Annotated in this window: 21 protein-coding genes; 5 read left to right on the forward strand and 16 right to left on the reverse strand. The window is 48.3% G+C overall.

Features of this window, described 5'->3' with window-relative positions:
• Both sprA and ruvA read right to left on the reverse strand, forming a co-directional pair.
• Positions 1-944, reverse strand: a 944-nt coding sequence (gene sprA, locus VIM87_RS08610; RefSeq protein ID WP_331996589.1) for a cell surface protein SprA, incomplete at its 3' end; no start/stop codon positions are given.
• A 36-nt stretch (positions 945-980) separates the two neighbouring features.
• Positions 981-1,568 carry a Holliday junction branch migration protein RuvA gene (ruvA, locus tag VIM87_RS08615; protein ID WP_331996590.1) on the reverse strand — a complete coding sequence of 196 codons (588 nt, stop codon included), beginning with the start codon at positions 1,566-1,568 and terminating at the stop codon, positions 981-983.
• A 147-nt stretch (positions 1,569-1,715) separates the two neighbouring features.
• On the opposite strand from ruvA, the gene VIM87_RS08620 reads away from it, so the two are divergent.
• Positions 1,716-2,714, forward strand: coding sequence for a beta-ketoacyl-ACP synthase III (locus VIM87_RS08620; protein ID WP_331996591.1), 999 nt, complete (start codon positions 1,716-1,718; stop codon positions 2,712-2,714).
• Positions 2,715-2,806: 92 nt separating this feature from the next.
• Here VIM87_RS08620 and VIM87_RS08625 read toward each other — a convergent pair whose 3' ends face one another.
• The 3 genes from VIM87_RS08625 to VIM87_RS08635 form a co-directional block, all read right to left on the reverse strand.
• Positions 2,807-4,729, reverse strand: coding sequence for a tetratricopeptide repeat-containing sensor histidine kinase (locus VIM87_RS08625; RefSeq protein WP_331996592.1), 1,923 nt, complete (start codon positions 4,727-4,729; stop codon positions 2,807-2,809).
• Positions 4,730-4,732: 3 nt separating this feature from the next.
• A complete protein-coding gene (locus tag VIM87_RS08630; RefSeq protein ID WP_331996593.1) occupies positions 4,733-6,616 on the reverse strand; it encodes a tetratricopeptide repeat-containing sensor histidine kinase in 1,884 nt (627 codons plus the stop codon).
• A gap of 167 nt (positions 6,617-6,783) precedes the next feature.
• Complete coding sequence (locus tag VIM87_RS08635) at positions 6,784-7,479, reverse strand: NUDIX hydrolase (RefSeq protein ID WP_331996594.1); 696 nt, start codon at positions 7,477-7,479, stop codon at positions 6,784-6,786.
• A gap of 98 nt (positions 7,480-7,577) precedes the next feature.
• Here VIM87_RS08635 and VIM87_RS08640 point away from each other — a divergent pair, with 98 nt between their 5' ends.
• Both VIM87_RS08640 and VIM87_RS08645 read left to right on the forward strand, forming a co-directional pair.
• Positions 7,578-8,039 carry a GNAT family N-acetyltransferase gene (locus tag VIM87_RS08640; protein WP_331996595.1) on the forward strand — a complete coding sequence of 154 codons (462 nt, stop codon included), beginning with the start codon at positions 7,578-7,580 and terminating at the stop codon, positions 8,037-8,039.
• 190 nt (positions 8,040-8,229) lie between these two features.
• Positions 8,230-9,072, forward strand: a complete 843-nt coding sequence (locus VIM87_RS08645; protein ID WP_331996596.1) for a GNAT family N-acetyltransferase — start codon at positions 8,230-8,232, stop codon at positions 9,070-9,072.
• A 116-nt stretch (positions 9,073-9,188) separates the two neighbouring features.
• On the opposite strand, the gene fabD is transcribed toward VIM87_RS08645, so the two are convergent.
• From fabD to VIM87_RS08660, 3 genes are all read right to left on the reverse strand, one after another.
• Positions 9,189-10,079, reverse strand: a complete 891-nt coding sequence (fabD, locus tag VIM87_RS08650) for an ACP S-malonyltransferase (protein ID WP_331996597.1) — start codon at positions 10,077-10,079, stop codon at positions 9,189-9,191.
• 138 nt (positions 10,080-10,217) lie between these two features.
• A complete protein-coding gene (folE, locus tag VIM87_RS08655) occupies positions 10,218-10,805 on the reverse strand; it encodes a GTP cyclohydrolase I FolE (protein WP_089917802.1) in 588 nt (195 codons plus the stop codon).
• A gap of 55 nt (positions 10,806-10,860) precedes the next feature.
• A complete protein-coding gene (locus VIM87_RS08660; RefSeq protein ID WP_089917804.1) occupies positions 10,861-11,274 on the reverse strand; it encodes a 6-pyruvoyl trahydropterin synthase family protein in 414 nt (137 codons plus the stop codon).
• 61 nt (positions 11,275-11,335) lie between these two features.
• Between VIM87_RS08660 and mqnB the strand changes: the two genes are divergently transcribed.
• Entirely contained in the window at positions 11,336-11,998 is a 663-nt protein-coding gene (gene mqnB / locus VIM87_RS08665; protein WP_331996598.1) for a futalosine hydrolase, read from the forward strand.
• Between the two features lie 118 nt (positions 11,999-12,116).
• On the forward strand, positions 12,117-12,908 hold the full coding sequence (locus tag VIM87_RS08670; protein WP_331996599.1) for a 1,4-dihydroxy-6-naphthoate synthase: 792 nt from the start codon (positions 12,117-12,119) through the stop codon (positions 12,906-12,908).
• A 140-nt stretch (positions 12,909-13,048) separates the two neighbouring features.
• Here VIM87_RS08670 and VIM87_RS08675 read toward each other — a convergent pair whose 3' ends face one another.
• From VIM87_RS08675 to VIM87_RS08710, 8 genes are all read right to left on the reverse strand, one after another.
• Entirely contained in the window at positions 13,049-13,888 is an 840-nt protein-coding gene (locus VIM87_RS08675) for an aminotransferase class IV (RefSeq protein ID WP_331996600.1), read from the reverse strand.
• Between the two features lie 346 nt (positions 13,889-14,234).
• Entirely contained in the window at positions 14,235-14,891 is a 657-nt protein-coding gene (locus VIM87_RS08680) for a 3-oxoacid CoA-transferase subunit B (RefSeq protein ID WP_331996601.1), read from the reverse strand.
• 173 nt (positions 14,892-15,064) lie between these two features.
• Positions 15,065-15,757, reverse strand: coding sequence for a CoA transferase subunit A (locus VIM87_RS08685; RefSeq protein WP_331996602.1), 693 nt, complete (start codon positions 15,755-15,757; stop codon positions 15,065-15,067).
• Between the two features lie 19 nt (positions 15,758-15,776).
• Positions 15,777-16,274 (reverse strand): DUF4296 domain-containing protein, encoded by a 498-nt coding sequence (locus VIM87_RS08690; protein WP_331996603.1) that lies wholly within the window; start codon positions 16,272-16,274, stop codon positions 15,777-15,779.
• 5 nt (positions 16,275-16,279) lie between these two features.
• Entirely contained in the window at positions 16,280-17,194 is a 915-nt protein-coding gene (locus VIM87_RS08695) for a DUF4835 family protein (protein ID WP_331996604.1), read from the reverse strand.
• A gap of 37 nt (positions 17,195-17,231) precedes the next feature.
• The gene (gene coaBC, locus VIM87_RS08700; protein ID WP_331996605.1) at positions 17,232-18,455 is read right to left on the reverse strand and encodes a bifunctional phosphopantothenoylcysteine decarboxylase/phosphopantothenate--cysteine ligase CoaBC; all 1,224 of its coding nucleotides are present in this window, start codon (positions 18,453-18,455) and stop codon (positions 17,232-17,234) included.
• A 188-nt stretch (positions 18,456-18,643) separates the two neighbouring features.
• Positions 18,644-18,985, reverse strand: coding sequence for a DNA-directed RNA polymerase subunit omega (locus tag VIM87_RS08705; protein WP_089917820.1), 342 nt, complete (start codon positions 18,983-18,985; stop codon positions 18,644-18,646).
• The gene (locus VIM87_RS08710) at positions 18,954-19,916 is read right to left on the reverse strand and encodes an outer membrane protein assembly factor BamD (protein WP_331996606.1); all 963 of its coding nucleotides are present in this window, start codon (positions 19,914-19,916) and stop codon (positions 18,954-18,956) included. The genes VIM87_RS08705 and VIM87_RS08710 overlap by 32 nt, the downstream gene beginning before the upstream one ends.
• Between the last annotated feature and the right edge of the window lie 14 nt (positions 19,917-19,930).

Here is a 19,930-nt window from a genome sequence, read left to right on the forward strand (position 1 = left end):
TCATCTGCCCGTATGTTAAAGTCCTGTACCTGGGTGCCGCCTTTCAGCATCAGGTTCTGTTTCTGCGATTTCTGGTTAGAGAGTACGCTGGTTACCGTTAGGCGGCCGAACTGCAGCTGGGTTTTAAGACCAAACAGCGACTGTACCCCTGAAATCAGCTGGCTGCGTAAGGGAAAACTTACGTTACCGGCTTCTATCTTTTTTATGATCTCATCATCGTAACCGGTGTATTCCAGCTTTATCTGGTTCTCAAAGTCAAAGGTGCTCTGGGTATTATAGTTGGTGATGAGCTTTAGCTTATCCCCTATTTTACCGGTTACGTTCATGTTAATGTTCATGTCAAAATCAAAACCCCCGTTCTTACGCGCCTGTTCAACCAGCACGGGGTTCTTGATGTTCTGGCCCTGGTAACCGAACGTGAGGTCCAGGCTTCCCTGGGGGCGTATATCCACCTTGCTGCCGCCAAATACACGGTCAAACAGGCTGTTGCCGCTGTTCAGCTGCGGGCCGGAGCCCAGCTGGTTCAGGCTGCCCAGGGTAGCTGCCCGCTTTTGCCAGTAGCTTTGTTCGCTCTGGGAAGATTGCAGCTTATAAAACTCGTCAAAGCTCATGTAGGTGGGGTTACGGTAGTACTGGTCGCCTATTTTTTCCGTAACGGTATATTGTTTGGTAACGGGATCGTATTCTACGTCTCTTTTAATGCTGGCGGGGTCTTTCAGGTCAATGGCATTCCGGACAGGATCGGTAATGGCATTTCCGTACCTGTCTTTTATAGGATATTTCAGGGTGTCACTTTTATGGGTAGTATCCTTTGCGGTTGTATCTGTTTTCCAGTTTGGTTGCTTAAAATAATTTCCCGAACGTTCCCTTGCGGCAGTGTCAAGAATAAAAAAAGATACGACGCCTATCACTGCAAAAGCACTTAAATATGTCTTTTTTGCCAAGCGAAATAGGTTTTTATAGAGGTCAGGGTAATAAAATTATAGACTTTTCAGGGATTTTTTTATGAGCCCTTCCAAGTCCTGCAATAGTGGTTCTGTTTTCAGTACCCTTTGAATAGCCTGTTCTGCCACGTTACGGGCTATCCCCAGGGTTACCAATGCATTTAACGCATCTTCGTGCAATGTATTGTTCGTGCTGACAGATAATTGTGGTCCTGTTTCTTTCTGCCTTTTTATCTTGTCTTTTAACTCCAGAATGATCCGTTTTGCCGTTTTGGCGCCTATGCCTTTAATGCTTTCCAGCATTTTCTCGTTTTCCATGGCAATGGCGCGCTGAATGTCTTCCGGTTGCAGGGAGGAGAGCATCATACGGGCCGTGGACGCCCCTATGCCGGATACGCCCAGCAGCAGCAGGAACATGCTGCGTTCCGCATCGTCAAAGAAGCCATACAGGGTATGGGCATCCTCTTTTATATGCAAAAAGGTGAGCAGCTTGCAGTTTTCCATCCCCTGGATCCGGGAGTAGGTATTTAAACTGATCTGTACCTCGTATCCCACCCCCTGCACTTCTACATACACCATTGCAGGAGACTTGTGGGTTAATTTTCCGGTAAGGTAAGCGATCATACAGGATTTATAAAGGCGCAAACTTACGGAAAAACTCGTAAGTGATTGTGCTTTACTTGAACTCCCGGTTCGTTATGACAACATAAGACTTTTGAATTTCTTTTAATATCGTATTTTTGACCCCTAGTAAAACAATTATTCCGACATATGAGTAAAATTACGGCCGCTATTACAGCGGTGGGTGGTTATGTTCCTGACTATGTACTTACCAATAAAGAACTGGAAAAACTGGTAGATACCACAGATGAATGGATCACCACCCGCACGGGGATAAAGGAAAGAAGGATATTGAAAGGGGAAGGCAAGGGTACTTCTGATCTATGTGTACCGGTAGCGCTGGAAATATGCCGCAAAAGGGGGATCAGTCCTGAGGAAATAGACCTGCTGATAGTGGCTACTGTAACACCTGACATGGTTTTTCCGGCTACAGCCAACGTGGTAACGGATAAGATAGGGGCTAAAAATGCCTGGGGATTTGATATAAACGCAGCCTGCTCTGGCTTTTTATATGCACTGGATACCGGCGCCCGCTTTATTGAAAGCGGCCGTTATAAGAAGGTGATGGTGATAGGGGCGGATAAGATGAGCGCCATCATGGACTACTCTGACCGTACTACCTGCATTATTTTTGGCGATGGCGGCGCCGGCGTATTGCTGGAGCCCAATACAGAAGGTTACGGCCTGGTGGACAGCATTCTGAAAAGCGATGGCCACGGCCGTGAGTACCTGCACATGAAAGCAGGCGGTTCCGTTAAACCTGCCAGCATAGAAACCGTTACCAACCGGGAACATTACGTGTACCAGGAAGGTAAAATGGTGTTCAAATACGCTGTGGCCAACATGGCGGAAGCTGCGCATGATATTATGCAACGCAACCAGCTTACATCCGATACCGTTTCCTGGCTGGTACCTCACCAGGCCAATAAGCGTATTATAGATGCTACGGCCCAGCGTATGGGACTGCCGGAAGCAAAGGTGATGATGAACATTGAGCGCTACGGCAACACCACCGGCGGTACTATTCCCCTGTGTTTATGGGATTACGAAAAACAGCTGAAAAAAGGCGATAACCTGGTGCTGGCAGCCTTTGGCGGCGGCTTTACCTGGGGCGCAAGCTATATTAAGTGGGCGTACGATCCGAAATAATGTGCAGATTATAAATGTGCAGATGTGCAAATGAATTTGTGCGGATAACGGCATTTTTCATTTGCACATTTGCATATCTGCACATCTGCACATTAATGAAACGACGGTAGCTCGTACACAAACGCAAACCCCTGCTTTTCCGGTGCGGCGCTGATATGGCCGCCCATTTTATCCATAAAATCTTTACAGATCACCAGGGCCAGCTCGGCATCGTGCCGGCGGAATCCCTTGTAATAGCTGGTGCCCCTGTATTCAAACAAGTGCGGCAGCATAGCCGCAGTAATGTTGATCTGCAATACCTTTACCCATACTTTTACGGCGCCCGCTTCTTCTGTGGTTAATACCTGTACCTGCCCGCCCGGCGTGGAAAAGCCAATGGCGCTGTTTAACAGGCTGCGGTGCACAAACTGTAACATTTCCCGCTCTGCCGCTACCTGTATATCATCCGGCACCTGTATGCTGATGCTCACCTTTTTTTCCTGCGCGGCATGCTGTATGCTTGGCAGGGCTTCCGTCATCATGCTATAAATATTACAGGGCGCAGGGGCATATATAAATCCTGAAAGCTGCGACTTGATCCACCGCAGGATGTTATCAAAAACAGCCAGGGTTTCTGCAGCGGAATCCGCGATCTGGCTGGTGAGCTGCTCCATGGAGGGCTTATCCAGCGAGTGCGCCTGCAGCATGGCTGCCATGCGAATGATGTTGTTTAACGGATCACGGAAATCATGTGCTATTACTGAGATCAGCTTATTCTTAAAATCATCGTTGGAGCGTAACAAACGGTTCTTTTCCGCAATAGACTTATTCATATTATCCACGCGCAGCTCATATTTGCGGGAGTTGCGGTAATACCGGTAATACACGATGGTAATGCCGGTTAACAATACCAGCAGCGCTGCCAGGAACCAGATGAGGATGCGGCGCGTGACCCGTTCCAGGTTACTTCTTTCAATGGCCTGTTGCTGTACCTGGTTACGCAGCTGCAGCGATTGCATTTCCTGCTCTTTCATAAAATATTCCAGGTAATTGATCCCGCCCCGCTGCCGTTGCAGGGCTAGCTGATGCAGCGCCAGCTGGCGCAGGCCATTGCCATAGTAAGCAATGTTATCCGCATCATTCACCTTTTCATAGTGCCGGTACAGATAAGGCAGCATTTTCATCATCAGCTCATAATACCCTGCCTGCTGTGAGAGCTTGAATATTTTTGCGGCATACAGCACACTATCTGCGGGATAGCCCATCGGAATAAAATCGTCCAGCACCCGGAAATACGCTGCTATGCCCAGGTGCAGGAATCCTTTTTGTATAGCCGTATCCGCCACCTTATTGATCAATACCTCCCCTTGTTCGCCATGCCCCTGTTTTAACAGGGTAACCGCTTCAAACATTTTTGCATATAGCCATTCCCGTGAGTAAGGGTAACGTGCGGTAATACTGCGCAGCTGATCATATGCCCATTTAACAGCATGCTGCTTGGTACTGTCTTTGGAGTATTTAATGATATAGTTGCTTAGCACCAGGCTATACATAGAGTCGTTGGAAAGGCGGCTGCCCCAGGCCATGGCCTGCTGCTCATAATATAGCTCCAATGGTTTATTGCCCTCGGCTTCATAGTCAATACTCAGGTTGTTCATCATGTGGCAAACGTTGGCTGAGTCGCCGCTGGCAAGGTATAAGGCCATAGCCGCCTTTTCATATGCAATGGCCTGCTGTATGCTGAACTGCTGCCCGTATACAATACCCAGGTTTTTCAGCGCGCCGGCTTCTCCCCTTTTGTAATGCAGGCGCACCGCTATTTCCCGGGCTTTGGTGGCCAGCAGAAAACAGCTGTCTATATTGCTCAGGTGATAGTACATGCCCAGTTGATTCAGCATATCTACATACGCCATACTATCCTTTGCAAAGGGTAAGCTGCTGCGCAGGTTTGCTATTTCCGCAGACTGTGCCCCGGCCCGGAAGGCGCCCGGCAATAAGCTGCCGCAAAGCAATATGTACAGGATAATACGCTGCATTGTTTAACTGGTGGTTGAAGGATCTGTAGCTTCAACCTGTGGTAAGGTATAAGATAAGGCTGCGCCCCGGCCGCTGGTATTGGCTGCCTGCACACTGCCTTTCATCATATTCATAAAATCCCTGCAAATGATCAACGCCAGGCCAGCGCCCTGCTGTGGCCCTTTACGCGGCCGGTCTGCATGATACTCAAACAGGTGTGGTAATAAATGCTCCGGTATGCCTGCACCTTCGTCAGTTACCGTTACGGTCACCTGTCCTTCATGAACAGCGGCTGTTACATAAATACTGCCATGGCGGGGCGAGAACTTAAGCGCATTGTGAATAAAATTGCGGTGCACAAACTGCAGCATTTCACACTCTGCCAGCACGTATATATTACCGGGGATACGCACATTCACCTGCACCTGTTTTTCGGAGATCACATCTGTAAGGCTTTGCAGCGCAATGTTCACCAGCTCCTGCACACGGCAGGGTTCCGGCGCATATACAAAGCCCGATAGCTGGGAATTGATCCATCGCAGTATACTGTCAAAAGTATGCAGTGTGTTTTGAGAGCTGCGCTCTACACCGGTTAAAAGGGAAGCCGCTTCCTCCGGGCCCAGGGAATGCGCCTGCAAAAAGTTCATGATCTCCAGTATGTTCACCAGCGGCATGCGAAAGTCGTGCGCAATAAGGGATATCAGCTTGTTCTTAAAATCATCATGCGTTTGCAGCAGCGTGTTCTTTTCACTGATCTCACGGTACTTTTCCGTAAGCCGTATACCATTCTCCCGCGATCTTTTATATGCATAATAAAAGAAGGTAAGCAGCAGCATTACCAGCACTAATGACAGGGCCATACCGCCTACCAGGTATTGGCGTTTGCGGTTCTCCAGGCGTTTTTTATCCAGCTTTGCCTGCTGTAAACGGTGCTGTAACTGCAAGGCATTCAGGCGGCCGTTCTGCTGATAATAAGCCATATAATCCAGCTCACCCTGTGTTCTTGCTGCTTGTTCTTTTTCCAGTATGCTTAGCATTAAATGGCTGTACTGGGCTGCAGTAGCGGGCTGCCCTTGCCGGGTGTAATAGGAATGCAGCGCGGTGGTCATGGGTAATATAAGCTCCCAGTAACCGCCTGCTACACCGTATTGCACCATATTCACTTTATATTGTAAAGAATCCGGCTGTTTAAAGTAACCTTTATAACCGGCCAGCTGTGCGCTGGCATACATGGCCAGGTAAGTATAGCCATTGGCAGCTGCCTGCTGTATTATTTGCAGCAGCTGCTTTTCTGCGCCGGCAACATCACCCTTTTTTATGCGCTCATTTGCTTCGTACAAGCCGCATTTTAACTGCGTGCGCTCATCATGGTACCGGTTTGCCAGGCTGCGCACCTTTGCCAGCGCCCATTGTGCTGAATCTGCATGCAGGCTGTCATCCGCATGCACAAAGTAATAGTTTACCAGTATGGTGGCATACAGGGAATCATTGCGCACACTGCGGCTTTTATGCATGGCCTGGTTCATGTACTGCACGGCAGATGCCTGCTGCCCTATGTACTTGTAATAAATAGCCATATTGGCAAGCGCCTGGCATACGGCCGCGCTATCGCCCAGCTTTTCATATGCGCGTAAGGCATGCAGGTAAGAACGGTATGATAAAAAGCTGTTGGAACGGAGGGCGTAGTAATTGCCCTGGTTCATCCAAACCGCGGCCTGCCCTTTTGAATAGCCCTGCCGCTCTGCTATGCTGCGGGCTGCATTGGTGTAAAGTAAACAGGTATCCAGGTTTTGGGGCAGGTATAGCACAGACAGGCGGTTCAGGATATCCACGTATTGCGTGCTATCCTTTGTATGGGGTAATTGTGCCTTTAGCCGGCTGATCTCCTGGCTTTGGCCCTTTAACACAACTGCTTTACATATCAGCCACACACAAATAACACCCCATCTCATAATATTTTTATTACGCGGAAGATGGTTCAATACATTACGGCTTGATGCATACTAAATAATATCCATGTAAAAAGAAATATTATATGTGAAGATAAAGGAAAGAACGTAACAACGCGCCGTCACTAGATCTCGAATACAAATCCCCGGCGGGTGAGCTGCTCATACTTTTGTTTATCGAACCGGTACAGGTGCGCTCCTTTTTTTGAGGTGGTTTTATCTTTTTCTTCCAGCTTTTCCAGTATGCTCATAGACAGTATTTTCTTGCGGAAGTTGCGGCGGTCCAGCTCATGCTGATAGATCTCTTCGTACAGGCTGCGCAGCTGCGACAGGGTAAATTTTTCAGGTAACAGTTCAAAGCCAATGGGGTGAAAGTGTGCATTGTCCTTCAGCTTTTTCAGGGCATCGGCTATCATGCGGCCGTGGTCAAAAATAAGCGGGGGTATCTGGTGCAGCTCCAGCCAGTGTGCGCCATGTTCTTCAGCCAGTATATGATCATGCTCCTTAACGCGTATAAGGGCGTAATAGGCAATAGAGATCACGCGGGCGCCGCTATCCCTTTCCACTTCACCATAGCAGCCCAGTTGATCCATGAAAATATTCTCCAGGCCCGTGGTTTGTTTAAGCACGCGGGCAGCAGCAGCATCCGTGCTTTCGCCTTCCTGTACAAAACCGCCTACCAGCGACCACTCACCCTGTTTGGGATCTACCTTGCGCTGGATCACCAGCAATTTAAGCCTGCTGTCTTCAAAGCCGAATATAATGCCGTCAACTGCTACCAGGTGCCGGGGTACACCGGAATAAAAAGAGGATACCATCATAATGCTACCGGGTTATTACCAATTTACGATTTTAGATTCTAGATTTACGAATTATTACAGCGGGTCAGATCCGCGTTATCCACTAACCATTTAAAGTAATGAGTATCAAAATCAGGATTGCACAAAAAGAAGACTGTCCCCGCCTGCTGGAGCTGATCCGGGAGCTGGCGGAGTATGAGAAGGCGCCCCGGGAGGTAACGGTTAGCCTGGAACATTTTGAGAATGCCGGTTTTGGCCCTGCGCCGGTATGGAAGGCCTTTGTAGCGGTAACCGTAGAGGATGGACAGGAGTTTATTGCCGGTTTTGCATTATATTATATCCGTTACTCAACCTGGAAAGGCTGCCGGATGTACCTGGAAGATATTGTAGTATCTGAACGCTACCGCGGTAAAGGTATTGGCAAGCTGCTGTTTGATCAGCTGATCGCAGAAGCAAAGGAAAAACAGTTCCATGGCCTTACCTGGCAGGTGCTGGAATGGAATGAGCCGGCTATTAATTTTTATAAAAAGTATAATGCGAAATTTGATCCCGAATGGTGGAACGGGAGTATTGATTTTTAGTCCATGGTCGATGGTCGATAGTCCATGGCATTTAACGCAGGGTGCTTGTGCGTGGGATGGCCACTGACCATGATTCAAAGAAGGTATTTACATTACGTTAAACTGTAGCACGGGCCGTGTTTCATGGTCCATTCCATAACATGAAAAACGCCATGGACCATCGACTATGGACCATGGACCAAATACAACCATGATCCGCTTTTCCCATCTCCAAAACATTACGCTGCCGGAGCTTTGCAGCGTTTTTAACCTTGCTTTCAGCGATTATATAATACCGTTCCAGTTAACCGTGCCCTTGCTGGAACAAAAGCTGCAGGGCGAGAACGTACGGCTCTCCCACTGCATTGGCGCTTTTGACGGCCCCACACTGGCAGGTTTTATATTACATGGGGCAGATACCTGGCCTAACCCCGCATTGCTGTATAACGGGGGCACCGGCGTAATACCGGCTTACCGCGGACAGCACCTGGTGCAGCGCATGTATGCACATTACCGGCAACAATATAAACAGGAAGGTGTGCAGCGTATATTGCTGGAGGTTATCAGCACCAATACCCCCGCCATTAAAGCATATGAGAACAGCGGTTTTACCAAAACCCGTTTCTTTTATTGCTATAAAGGGCAGCCGTTTATAAAGCAGGTACGGAAAAATATTACCATCCGCACTGCTGCCACCCCTGACTGGGCGCTGCTGAATACCTTTACGGACCAGGCGCCCGGCTGGGCCAACAGCCCTGCCAGCATTCAGCGGGAAGGCCAGCATACCCTTACCTGGCTGGCCTATGAGCAAAATGAGATTGCAGGATTTATCAGTGTGTTCGGCAGCAACAAACGGATCCGCCAGCTGGGTGTACACCCGCAGCACCGGCGCAAAGGGATTGGCAGCGCATTGCTGCAGCATGTTATACAGGTGCTGCAGGGGCCTTTTTCCATTATTAATATTACGGATGATAACAAGGGGTTACAGCAGTTCCTGTTGCAGGCGGGGTTTGAGGTGGCTGTGAAGCAGTGGGAAATGGAGTTAAATGTGTAGATGTGCAAATATGCAGATGTGCAGATGAAAGGGCAGTATGCGCTAAAACACAAATGTGCAAATGAAGATCATTTTTCATCATCTGCACATTTGCATATTTGCACATTTGCACATTATCAACTCACTCCATTCACTACCGCCTCTTTATGGATCTTAAGGATCAGGCCTTGTAATACTTTACCCGGGCCTACTTCGGTAAATTCTGTACCGCCATCAGCTACCATTGCCTGTACGGATTGTGTCCATCTTACGGCGCCGGTCAGCTGGTCGATCAGGTTTTGTTTGATCTGCGCCGGGTCGATGATGGCTTTAGCTACCACATTCTGGTACACCGGACAGGAGGGCGTGTTAAAGGTTGTACCCTCAATAGCTGCCTGCAGCTCTTCTTTGGCAGGGGCCATTAACGGGGAGTGGAAAGCGCCGCCCACCGGTAATACCAGCGCTCTTTTGGCGCCGGCCGCCTTCATTCTTTCACAGGCAATATTCACCGCATTCACGGTGCCGGAGATCACCAGCTGCCCCGGGCAGTTATAGTTGGCAGGCACTACTACCTCACCGGTTTCTTTGGTAACTGCTGCGCAGATCTCCTCTACCTTAGCATCATCCAGCGACAGTACGGCAGCCATGGTAGAAGGCTGTTTTGCACAGGCCTTTTGCATAGCTGTAGCGCGTATGAAAACCAGGCGCAGCGCATCTTCAAAAGACAGGGTGCCATTGGCTACCAGGGCAGAGAACTCGCCCAGGGAGTGGCCCGCCACCATATCCGGTTTTGCATTTTCAATACCCATAAAAGCTACTACGGCGTGCAGGAAAACAGCCGGCTGGGTAACATTGGTTTGTTTCAGGTCTTCATCGGTACCGGTGAACATAGTATCGGAAATGCGGAATCCCAGTATGTCGTTAGCCTGCTCAAATAATGCTTTTGCTTTGGGGCTGGCATCATACAGTGGTTTTCCCATTCCGGGGAATTGTGATCCCTGACCGGGAAATACGTAAGCGTGCTTCATTACTCGTTGTAGTTTAGATTGAAATAGCTCTGCAAAGAAAACAAAAAAATCAGTTACTTAAACATTAGCCAATAATATAATAAAAGAACCTTCCAGGAATGTGATCCCGGAAGGTTACGTATGATACTTACTACCCTGTTATTTTCCAATAAGGCGCATAAATTCAGACCGCGTACGGCCATCCTCAAACTGGCCGGAGAAGCCCGATGTGGTGGTAACGGAGTTCTGTTTCTGCACGCCGCGCATCATCATACACAGGTGCTGCGCTTCAATTACCACGGCCACACCCAGCGGTTCCAGCGTTTCCTGGATGGCATCCAGCACTTGGTGCGTTAACCGCTCCTGCACCTGCAGGCGGCGGGCAAACACATCTACCACACGCGCTATTTTGCTTAGCCCGGTGATGTAACCATTAGGTATATACGCTACATGGGCTTTGCCAAAAAAAGGCAGCATGTGGTGCTCACACAAAGAATACAGCTCTATATCCTTTACGATCACCATTTCGCTGTAAGCCTCTGTGAATTTAGCGCCACGCAGAATGGCCTTGGCATCCAGCTGGTATCCCTGTGTAAGGTACTGCATGGCTTTTGCCAGGCGTTCCGGCGTTTTCTGCAAGCCTTCCCGGTCCGCATCTTCTCCTATCAGCTGCAAACATTCCCTGTAATTATCCATCAAACCGGAGGTCACATGCTCATCAAATGTCTCAGTCTTTTTGTATGCCATTTTGTTGTGCGATTTCTGATTTCTAAAGCCGGCGTCCTGTCTTTGGATCAAATGCTCATTGACCGCCGTAATACTCTACATAAATGCGGGGCGTTTCATATAACTTAATGCAATGCAGCTGCGCTGCAGGAGGTAAGTTCTTAGCCAGCTCGTCCCAGATGGCAATGGCCAGGTTTTCGGCAGAGGTGAATTTACCTGCCATAAAATCCACGTCCATATTCAGGTTGCGGTGATCCACCTTTTCCACGATCACGTCTTTGATCACATCGCCCAGAGTTTTGGCATTAAATACAAACCCGGTTTCCGGATCAGGTGTGCCCTTTATTGTTACATGTAACTCATAGTTATGCCCATGCCAGTTATCATTGGCACATTTACCAAACACTTCCTGGTTCTTTTCCTTGCTCCATGCGGGATTGGATAATTTATGCGCAGCATTGAAATTCTCCACACGCGTTAAATAGATCATTATTGAAATAAAATTTTCGCAAAAATACCATTAATCCGCGAGCCAGCCGTAAGTTTACAGGATGAATCTACTGGTAGTAGCCGCTACAGCACTGGAAATCAAACCGTTCAGTGAATATTTATCCCAGGCAAGCCTGCCGCAAACTTGTCAGGTTGAGGTGCTGATCGGGGGCATAGGCCTCACGCATACCGCCTGGCACCTGGGCAAATATATGGCTGCCAAACGGCCGGATGTAGCCATACAGGCAGGTATAGCCGGTAGCTTTAACCATAGCTGGCCTTTAGGGCAGGTAGTTATGATCGGTAAAGAGCAGTTTGGCGACCTGGGCGTGGATGACGCCGGTACCTTCAGAGATCTTTTTGAGATCGGGCTCTGGAACAGCGGGCAAACACCTTTTGCAGGCACCAGCCTGGTAAACACCTTTGCCGGCCTGCCCTTTACCCCTGATCTGCCAATAGGCAGCAGCGTAAGCATTAACACGGTAACGGGCAGCCTGCCCTCCATTGAGCGCCTGCAGCAGAAATATACGCCCGATATAGAAAGTATGGAAGGCGCCGCTTTTCATTTTGCCTGCTTACAGGAAAACATCCCCTTTCTGCAGCTGCGCTGTATCTCGAATTATGTTGAGGTACGGGATAAGAGCAAGTGGAACATTCCCCTGGCAGTTAAGAACCTGAACCAGGCGCTGGTTGGGGTGGTTGAGGCCATGGCCCATGGCCGATAGTCCATGGCATAAGCCGCAGAGCAGGTAGTTCAACTAATGCAACTTGTTAAACAGCTATACGAAGGAGGCTATGGACCATCGACCATGGACCATGGACTAAAAACTAAAAAATTATACAATGGACTTATCATTAGGTTTTTCACCATGCCCCAATGACACTTTTATTTTTGATGCCATGGTGAACAACAAGATCGAAACGGACGGATTAAGATTCAACACAGACCTGCAGGATGTGGAAACCCTGAACAAATGGGCCTTACAGGGCAAGCTGGCTATTACCAAGCTCAGTTTTGCAGTGTACCGGAAAGTAAAAGATCAGTACAACCTGCTGAACAGCGGCAGCGCCCTGGGCAGAGGCTGCGGCCCTTTGCTGATCGCTAAAAAACCTATTGCTTTGGAAGATGTGAAGGATTGCCGCATTGCCATTCCGGGTGATAATACCACCGCCAACCTGCTGTTCTCCATCGCGTTCCCGGAAGCCAAACAAAAGCAGGTAATGGTATTCTCTGAAATTGAAGGGGCGGTGCTGGATGGCCGTGCAGACGTAGGCGTTATTATTCACGAAAACCGTTTCACCTACCAGCAAAAAGGCCTGGTAAAGATCATAGACCTGGGCGAGTACTGGGAAAGCACCACTGGCAGCCCCATTCCGCTGGGAGGCATTTTTATCCGGAAGGATGTGCCGCTGGAAATACAGCAGCAGGTAGATGCGCTGATCCACAAAAGCCTTCAATATTCTTATCAGCATTACCCGCAATTATCTGAATATGTAACGCAGCATGCGCAGGAAATGGACGAGAACGTAATGCGCCAGCATATTGATCTGTATGTAAATGATTTTAGCCTGGATCTGGGCCAGGAAGGCCATGCAGCGGTGGATCTGCTGATGAAAAAAGCCGGGGGATCGTAGATTTACGATTTTAGATTTACGATTTTAGATTTGATGAAAGCGATTGAAACCGGTAGGCATCATTAGCATAAATGAAGCACCGGGTTAAACCAATGGATCTTTATCCATCAAATCCAAAATCTAAAATCGTCAATCTAAAATCAAATAACTCCTTCAAATAACACTTCGTGTAAAATAGTAGCGGCTGCATTGCCGTAGCGGTTATTACGGAAACGCCCTACCCAGCGAATGCCATAAATGGCATTGGTGAGGAAGATCTCATCGGCCTTTTCCAGGTCGGTGATGGAAAGGGGATATTCTTCCAGCTTAAACGGCAGCTCTGTTCTCAATAAATGTTTACGCATTACCCCGCATACGCCGCCCTCTGACAAGGGCGGGGTCATGATCTGCCCATCGCGTACCACAAATAAATTAGCAATGGTAGTATCTGCTATACGGTTGTGATGGTTTAGCAGAATCGCCTCATCCAGCTGGTTCTGGCGGGCATACATGCTGGCCATTACATAGGCCAGGCAGTTATTGGATTTAATGCTGGAGAGCTTATCGCAGCTCTTGCGGGCATCAGGGAACACATCTATTGTAAGCCCTTCCTCATTCAGCTCAAAAATGCGCCGGGTAAGCTCTGCAGATTGTATGATAAAGTTGGGCGTATTATCTACCGGGTCATAGAAACCGCCGTTGGAGCGGAATACGGTTAACCTTACCCTTGCCAGGCGGGATAGGCCATTGCGGGCGCATAACTCTGTAATAAGGCCGGTAAAATAGTCTTTGGTAAAGTTCAGTGGAACATCAAAGTGCAGGCGGTTCATGCTGGTGGCCAGGCGCTCAAAATGCAGGTCCGACAGCAGCACCTGTCCCTGGTACACTTTCATGGTTTCAAAACAGCCGTCTCCATAGCGGAAGGAACGGTTATCTGCCGTAAAAATGGGTTCTGATCCGGGAAGAAATCTTCCGTTGTAACAAATGAGACCAACTTGCACTTCGAACGCTTTTTGGTGACAGGTTTTTAACAGGGTAGTTAAGTTACGAAAATTTAGGGGATCCTCCTCCGGAGAATTAATAATTAACAATTAAGAATTAATAATTGTGTGGGCAGGCAGAGCGATTAATGATATATGGAAAATACATATTTATTGTTTTGCGGATCGCAGGCTGCGGCCTGCTCTGTGACGGGCCGCCAGCGGGGGTGTAAATTAACCTGAGGGCTAAAAAGAAATAGACCACGCCTTAAAAGCCTGGCCCATTTGTATCTTAATAGCAGATCAATTTACATCAAACTCATCGTTTGCATTTAATCTCTCATCTATTACATCCTGCTTCTTCTTCCTATATCCTCATCTCAGGTATCTCTCCCTCGACCACTAACCGGCCGGCGGTTTTGGCTTTAATCTCCTCCACACTAACGCCGGGTGCGCGTTCCAGCAGCTTAAAGCCCTGCGGGGTAACTTCTAATACCGCCAGGTCGCTTACTATTTTTTTTACGCAGCGTACGCCTGTGAGCGGCAGGCTGCACTGTGGCAGCAGCTTACTTTCCCCCTTGGGGTTGGTATGCATCATGGCCACAATGATATTTTGAGCTGCCGCAACAAGGTCCATAGCGCCGCCCATACCTTTTACCATTTTGCCGGGTATTTTCCAGTTGGCAATATCCCCGTTGTCAGCCACTTCCATAGCGCCCAATACCGTGAGGTTCACTTTACCGGCGCGTATCATCCCAAAGCTTTCGGCGGAATCAAAAAAACAGCCGCCGGGTAATACAGTTACCGTTTCCTTACCGGCATTGATCAGGTCGGGGTCAATATCTTCTTCGGCAGGATAAGGCCCCATGCCCAGCATCCCATTTTCAGACTGTAACATAATGGAAATGCCTGCCGGCACATAGTTGGATACCAGGGTGGGAATGCCAATGCCCAGGTTCACATACATACCATCCTGCAGCTCCTGCGCTATTCTTTTTGCAATACCATATTTATCTAAAGCCATGATTCAATTTTAGATTTACGATCTTAGATTTTAGATTTACCGGGCCGGATATCAGTAGTCTGTAAGTACACCATCATGCTACAATCATCCACACATCTAACAATCACCAGCACATTAGCATATTAGCACATCAGCACATTCAAAACATCTGCACATCTGCATATCTGCACATCTTACATTTTAACCGTTTTCCGCTCTATCCTCTTCTCATAATCCTTACCCTGAAAAATGCGGTGCACATATATGCCCGGTACATGTACCTGGTCGGGATCCAGCTCCCCGGGCTGCACCAGCTGCTCTACTTCCACAATAGTGATATTGCCTGCTTTGGCCATAGAGGTGCTGAAATTGCGCGTGGTTTTGCGGAACACCAGGTTGCCCATGGTATCGCCCTTCCAGGCTTTTACAATAGCAAAATCCGCATGCAGGGCCAGCTCCATCAGGTATTGCTTGCCATTGAACTCGCGTACCTCTTTGCCTTCTGCTATCTCGGTACCATAACCGGCCGGCGTAAAAAAGGCGGGAATGCCCATGCCGGCCATTTGTATACGGGTAGCCAGCGTGCCCTGCGGAATAAGGTCTACTTCCAGCTCTCCGCTAAGCAGCTGCCGTTCAAATTCTGCATTCTCGCCTACATAAGACGATAACATCTTTTTGATCTGCCGGGTCTTTAGCAGCAGGCCCAGGCCAAAATCATCCACCCCCGCGTTATTGGAAATACAGGTAAGCTGTTTAACGCCCTTGCGTACCAGGGCTGCAATAGAATTTTCCGGAATACCGCTTAATCCAAATCCTCCCAGCATTAATACCGCACCATCGGGTATATCATGCAGGGCTTCATCAGCATTAGCCACTACTTTGTTCATGTTTTGGTGTTTTACAGGGTTAGTGTTTCCTTTTCAGGAAAGGCAAGATGGTATCTTGTTTTTTTGAAATTACAGTATTCTTGGGATATGGAAAAAAGCTGCCGGGATTCTCGGCATACTGCTGCCTTCTCTCTTCGCCTTCCTGGATCTTGCGGTCTTCTGCAATAGCGGCCTGCATCATGTCATACACTTCTTTCAGGCGGTCGGCATGCGATTCATAGTAACGGTAGCTGAACATAAAATCCTTTACGGATATGTGGTGCAGGTCCAGGATCTGCCGGTAATATTCCTTTACTTTTAATTGCCGCATAGAATCCGGCAGGGGTACGCCTCTCATGGGCGAAATATCGTAGCTGTAGGCATCTGCCATGTTCATATCCAGCAATATATCGCGCATTTTTTCCTTAGACAGTATGTTGGAAGGCACTTTATCGGCATTACCGCAGGCCACAGCGCCCAGCAGCAGCACAGCTATTACTATCTTTCGTATAATCGTCATCGTTTGGTTCGTGATCACTTGCTTTACTTCATTTGCTGATACTTGTTCGCATTCGTTATATCCATCTGCGCCAGCATTTGCGCCGCGCGGCTTTTGTCCTGCGGCGGCGCTTTGGAAAATATTTTCAGCAGCTCGTCCGACTTGGCAGTGAAGAAGGTTTGCAGCAGCATAGAATTGGGAATATCCTGCTGAATGGCGTACAGCATGTTCAGGCTATTCATTACAGCAGCACGGCCTTTGTTCATATCATCATACATCACATCCAGGCCCTGGCGGTGATACTGGTACATTACATCGTGAAAGCGGCTGAACTTTGCATTCAGCAGATTATCCTGCAGCCAGTAACGGTTACGGTTACCCTCAAATGCTTTCCAGCCGGCAATATCCTTACCATCCGGCGCATTGCTTACTATGTTCAGCGCTTTTTTGAAAAAGTCGTCACCACCGCGGGGCGAGAAAGAATCGTAATCCAGTCCCAGTATAATGTACACATAATAGGCTAAGGTAGCGGTGAGGTTAGATACCATGGGATCATTGGCCACTACCCGGTTATCACTGAACTCCAGCGGCTGAAACTCTACATAACGGAAAGCCACATTATTATCCTGCGTGTTCAGCAAACTGGTTACATAACCGGAGTTAAATACCGGGCGGGTAGCCTGTATGGTAAGCGCAGCCTTATAAGCATTGGAGCCCAGGTCCTGCTGCACATTCAGCATAAAGTTGCACTCAATGCGTTCGCCTACAGTATAGGCATCATTGGTCCAGCGGCGGTTATTTAAGAATTCCTTGATGGCGTTCTGCAAAGTGGTGAACACTTTTTTATCTACCCCGGTCACCTGGCCGGCCACTACGGTTACATTGGCGCGGATCTCCTGCGCATGGGCGGAGCTAAAAGCTAAAAGCCAAAAGCTAAAAGCTAAGAAAATATATCTCATAGGGCGGGGCCGTAAACCATGGCTCGCAGGCCGTGGACTATTTGTTTTCATGTTGCAATTCAATTATAGCCGAAACAATATCCTTTGCTACTTCCTGCTTGGACTTCAGCGGCAGGGCAGTTTCCTTGCCGTCACGGTCAAACAGGGTCACTTTATTGGTATCGTGGTTAAACCCGGCGCCTTCATCTTTCAGAGAGTTCAGCACTACCAGGTCCAGGTTTTTGTCCTGTAATTTTTTCAGCGCGTATTCCTTTTCGTTGTTCGTTTCCAGGGAAAAGCCCACCAGCAGCTGGTCCTGGCCTTTGTTATTACCCAGGGTACGCAGTATGTCGTGTGTTTTTTCCAGCTCCAGCGTCATACCTTCATCTCCCTTCTTTATCTTTTTATCCACCACCGTTTTGGGCCGGTAATCTGCTACGGCAGCGGCCATTACAACAATATCCGACATGGGATAGTTGGCAATGCAGCTATTGAACATTTCAGCCGCAGTGGTAACATGAATGGTTTCCACGCTGGGATCAGCAGGGGTATAACGTGTAGGCCCCAGCACCAGCTTTACAGTAGCGCCGGCAGCTGCCAATGCATCGGCAATGGCAATACCCATTTTACCGCTGGAATGGTTGCTGATAAAACGCACGGGATCAATAGGCTCCACAGTAGGACCGGCCGTTACCAATGCCAGCTTGCCTTTTAAAGGCTGCTGTACAGGAATATTGGTTTGCGGGGTGTTAAAGTACTGGCGCAGGAAAGCAATGATACTTTCCGGCTCCGACATGCGGCCTTCACCAAAAAGACCGCTGGCCAGCTCACCGCTTTCCACGGGCAGCTGCCGGTGGCCGTAAGACAATAATTTCTCTATGTTATGGCGGGTGGCAGGATGGTGCCACATATCCTCATCCATAGCCGGGGCAAACAATACCGGGCAGGTGGCCGAGAGGTATACTGCCTGCAGCAGGTTATCGCACAGGCCCTGCGCCATTTTAGCAATGGTGTTGGCAGATGCGGGCGCTATCAGCATCACATCGGCCCAGCGGCCCAGCGTTACGTGGTTATTCCAGCTTTGATCGTTCTTAAGGGCTACCATCACTTCATTTTTGGATAAAGTGGAGAGCGTTAGGGGAGTAATAAAATCACAGGCCGCAGCGGTCATCACTACTTTTACCTGGGCGCCTTCTTTTACCAGCAATCGTATAAGGGTAGCTGCTTTGTAGGCAGCAATACTACCGGATACGCCCAAGAGGATCTTTTTTCCTTGTAACATGGTCTTTCAGAGTTTGCAGGCAACAGCCTGCCGTGGGCAAGCTACAAAAAATAGTTGGCAGTTTGCAGTTGCCAGTCAGCAGTCTTTGACTGCAACCTGATCACCACAAACTGCCAACCAGTTTAGTAAAGTATTATAAACAGTTCGCATTATCAACTGCCAACCGGCAACTGCAAACTGTCAACTATTTAACTGTACAGATCATCATCGTTCCGGCGGAAGTAGATCTTATCATCCAGGAACTCTGAAGTAGCCTGGATAGCCGGGTTAGCCATTCTTTCATAGAAGCGGGATATTTCTATCTGCTCCTTGTTCTCATGCACTTCCTCCAGGTTGTCGGTATGGCTGGCAAATTCTTCCAGCTTGGAGTGCAGCTCTTCCTTTACAGATATGTTGATCTGATTGGCACGCTTAGCAATAACGGCAATAGACTCGTATAAATTGCCTGTTTTGCCTTTTATCTCCGTCGTGTTCTTGGTTTCTACCCAGGGATTTAAACTACTGGTTAGATTTCTCTTTATTTTGCTCATTCTCCAAGGGTTTATTGGTGTTAGAAGAATTGTTATAGTTGTTAATCGTATTCGTGTTAATAAGATTGTTCATGTCAGCCTTCGCTGCTTTGGCCCTGCGTGCACGCTCCTTCTCTATCTTTTCGGTTTCATTGTCCAGGGTTTTGATGTTGCCCTGCGCCATGGCGTAGTATTTTTCCGCTTCCGGCTTCATTTTGCTGCTGGGGAAGTGGTCGGCAAAGTCCATGTACTCTGTTACCACATCCTCATAGCGCTCTTTCTGCTTTTCCAGGATGCTATTCCTTGCGTACTGGAAATAAGCCTTGATAGCCATATACTTATAACCATCGCTCTTATCAGAATCCGGGTAGTTACGCTGCAGGTTCTTGAAAGCAATGGCGGCAGACTTATAATACCCTAAGTTATAATATAATTCGGCGCTGTTATACTCTTTTTGTTCCAGCTTGCGGCGGCACAGCTCAATTACCAGGTTAGCCTCTGCTACTTTCTCCGATGTAGGGTAGTTATTAATGTAGGTCTGCATGGCAGATATGGCCTTCACGGTATTGGTCTGGTCCAGGTTTACCTTGGGCGATTGTTTATAATAACAATAGGCCTGCATATAATCAACTTCCGTTGCATGCGGGCTGTTCGGGAACGCGTCCAGGTAGTTCTTGAAGTGAAAGGCCGCCTGCACATAATCCTTTACATAATACGAGCAGTAGGCATATTTGTAGTAGATGGGCTCAAATTTATCGGTGCCTTTATACACCGGGAACAGCTCTTCGTACAGCATCTGTGCCTGGGTATACTTTTTCTTCTTGTACAACTTATCCGCATAGGCCAGCTTCTTGCCGAAGTCCTTGCTTTTCTCTATCCGGCGCAGTTCCATATTACAGGCGGAAGCCGCCACCAGTGCAAACAGTGTGATGTATAAAAAGATTTTCCTCATAAAAAAGAAGGGCA

Source organism: Chitinophaga sp. (genome assembly GCF_036569125.1).
Lineage (GTDB): Bacteria > Bacteroidota > Bacteroidia > Chitinophagales > Chitinophagaceae > Chitinophaga.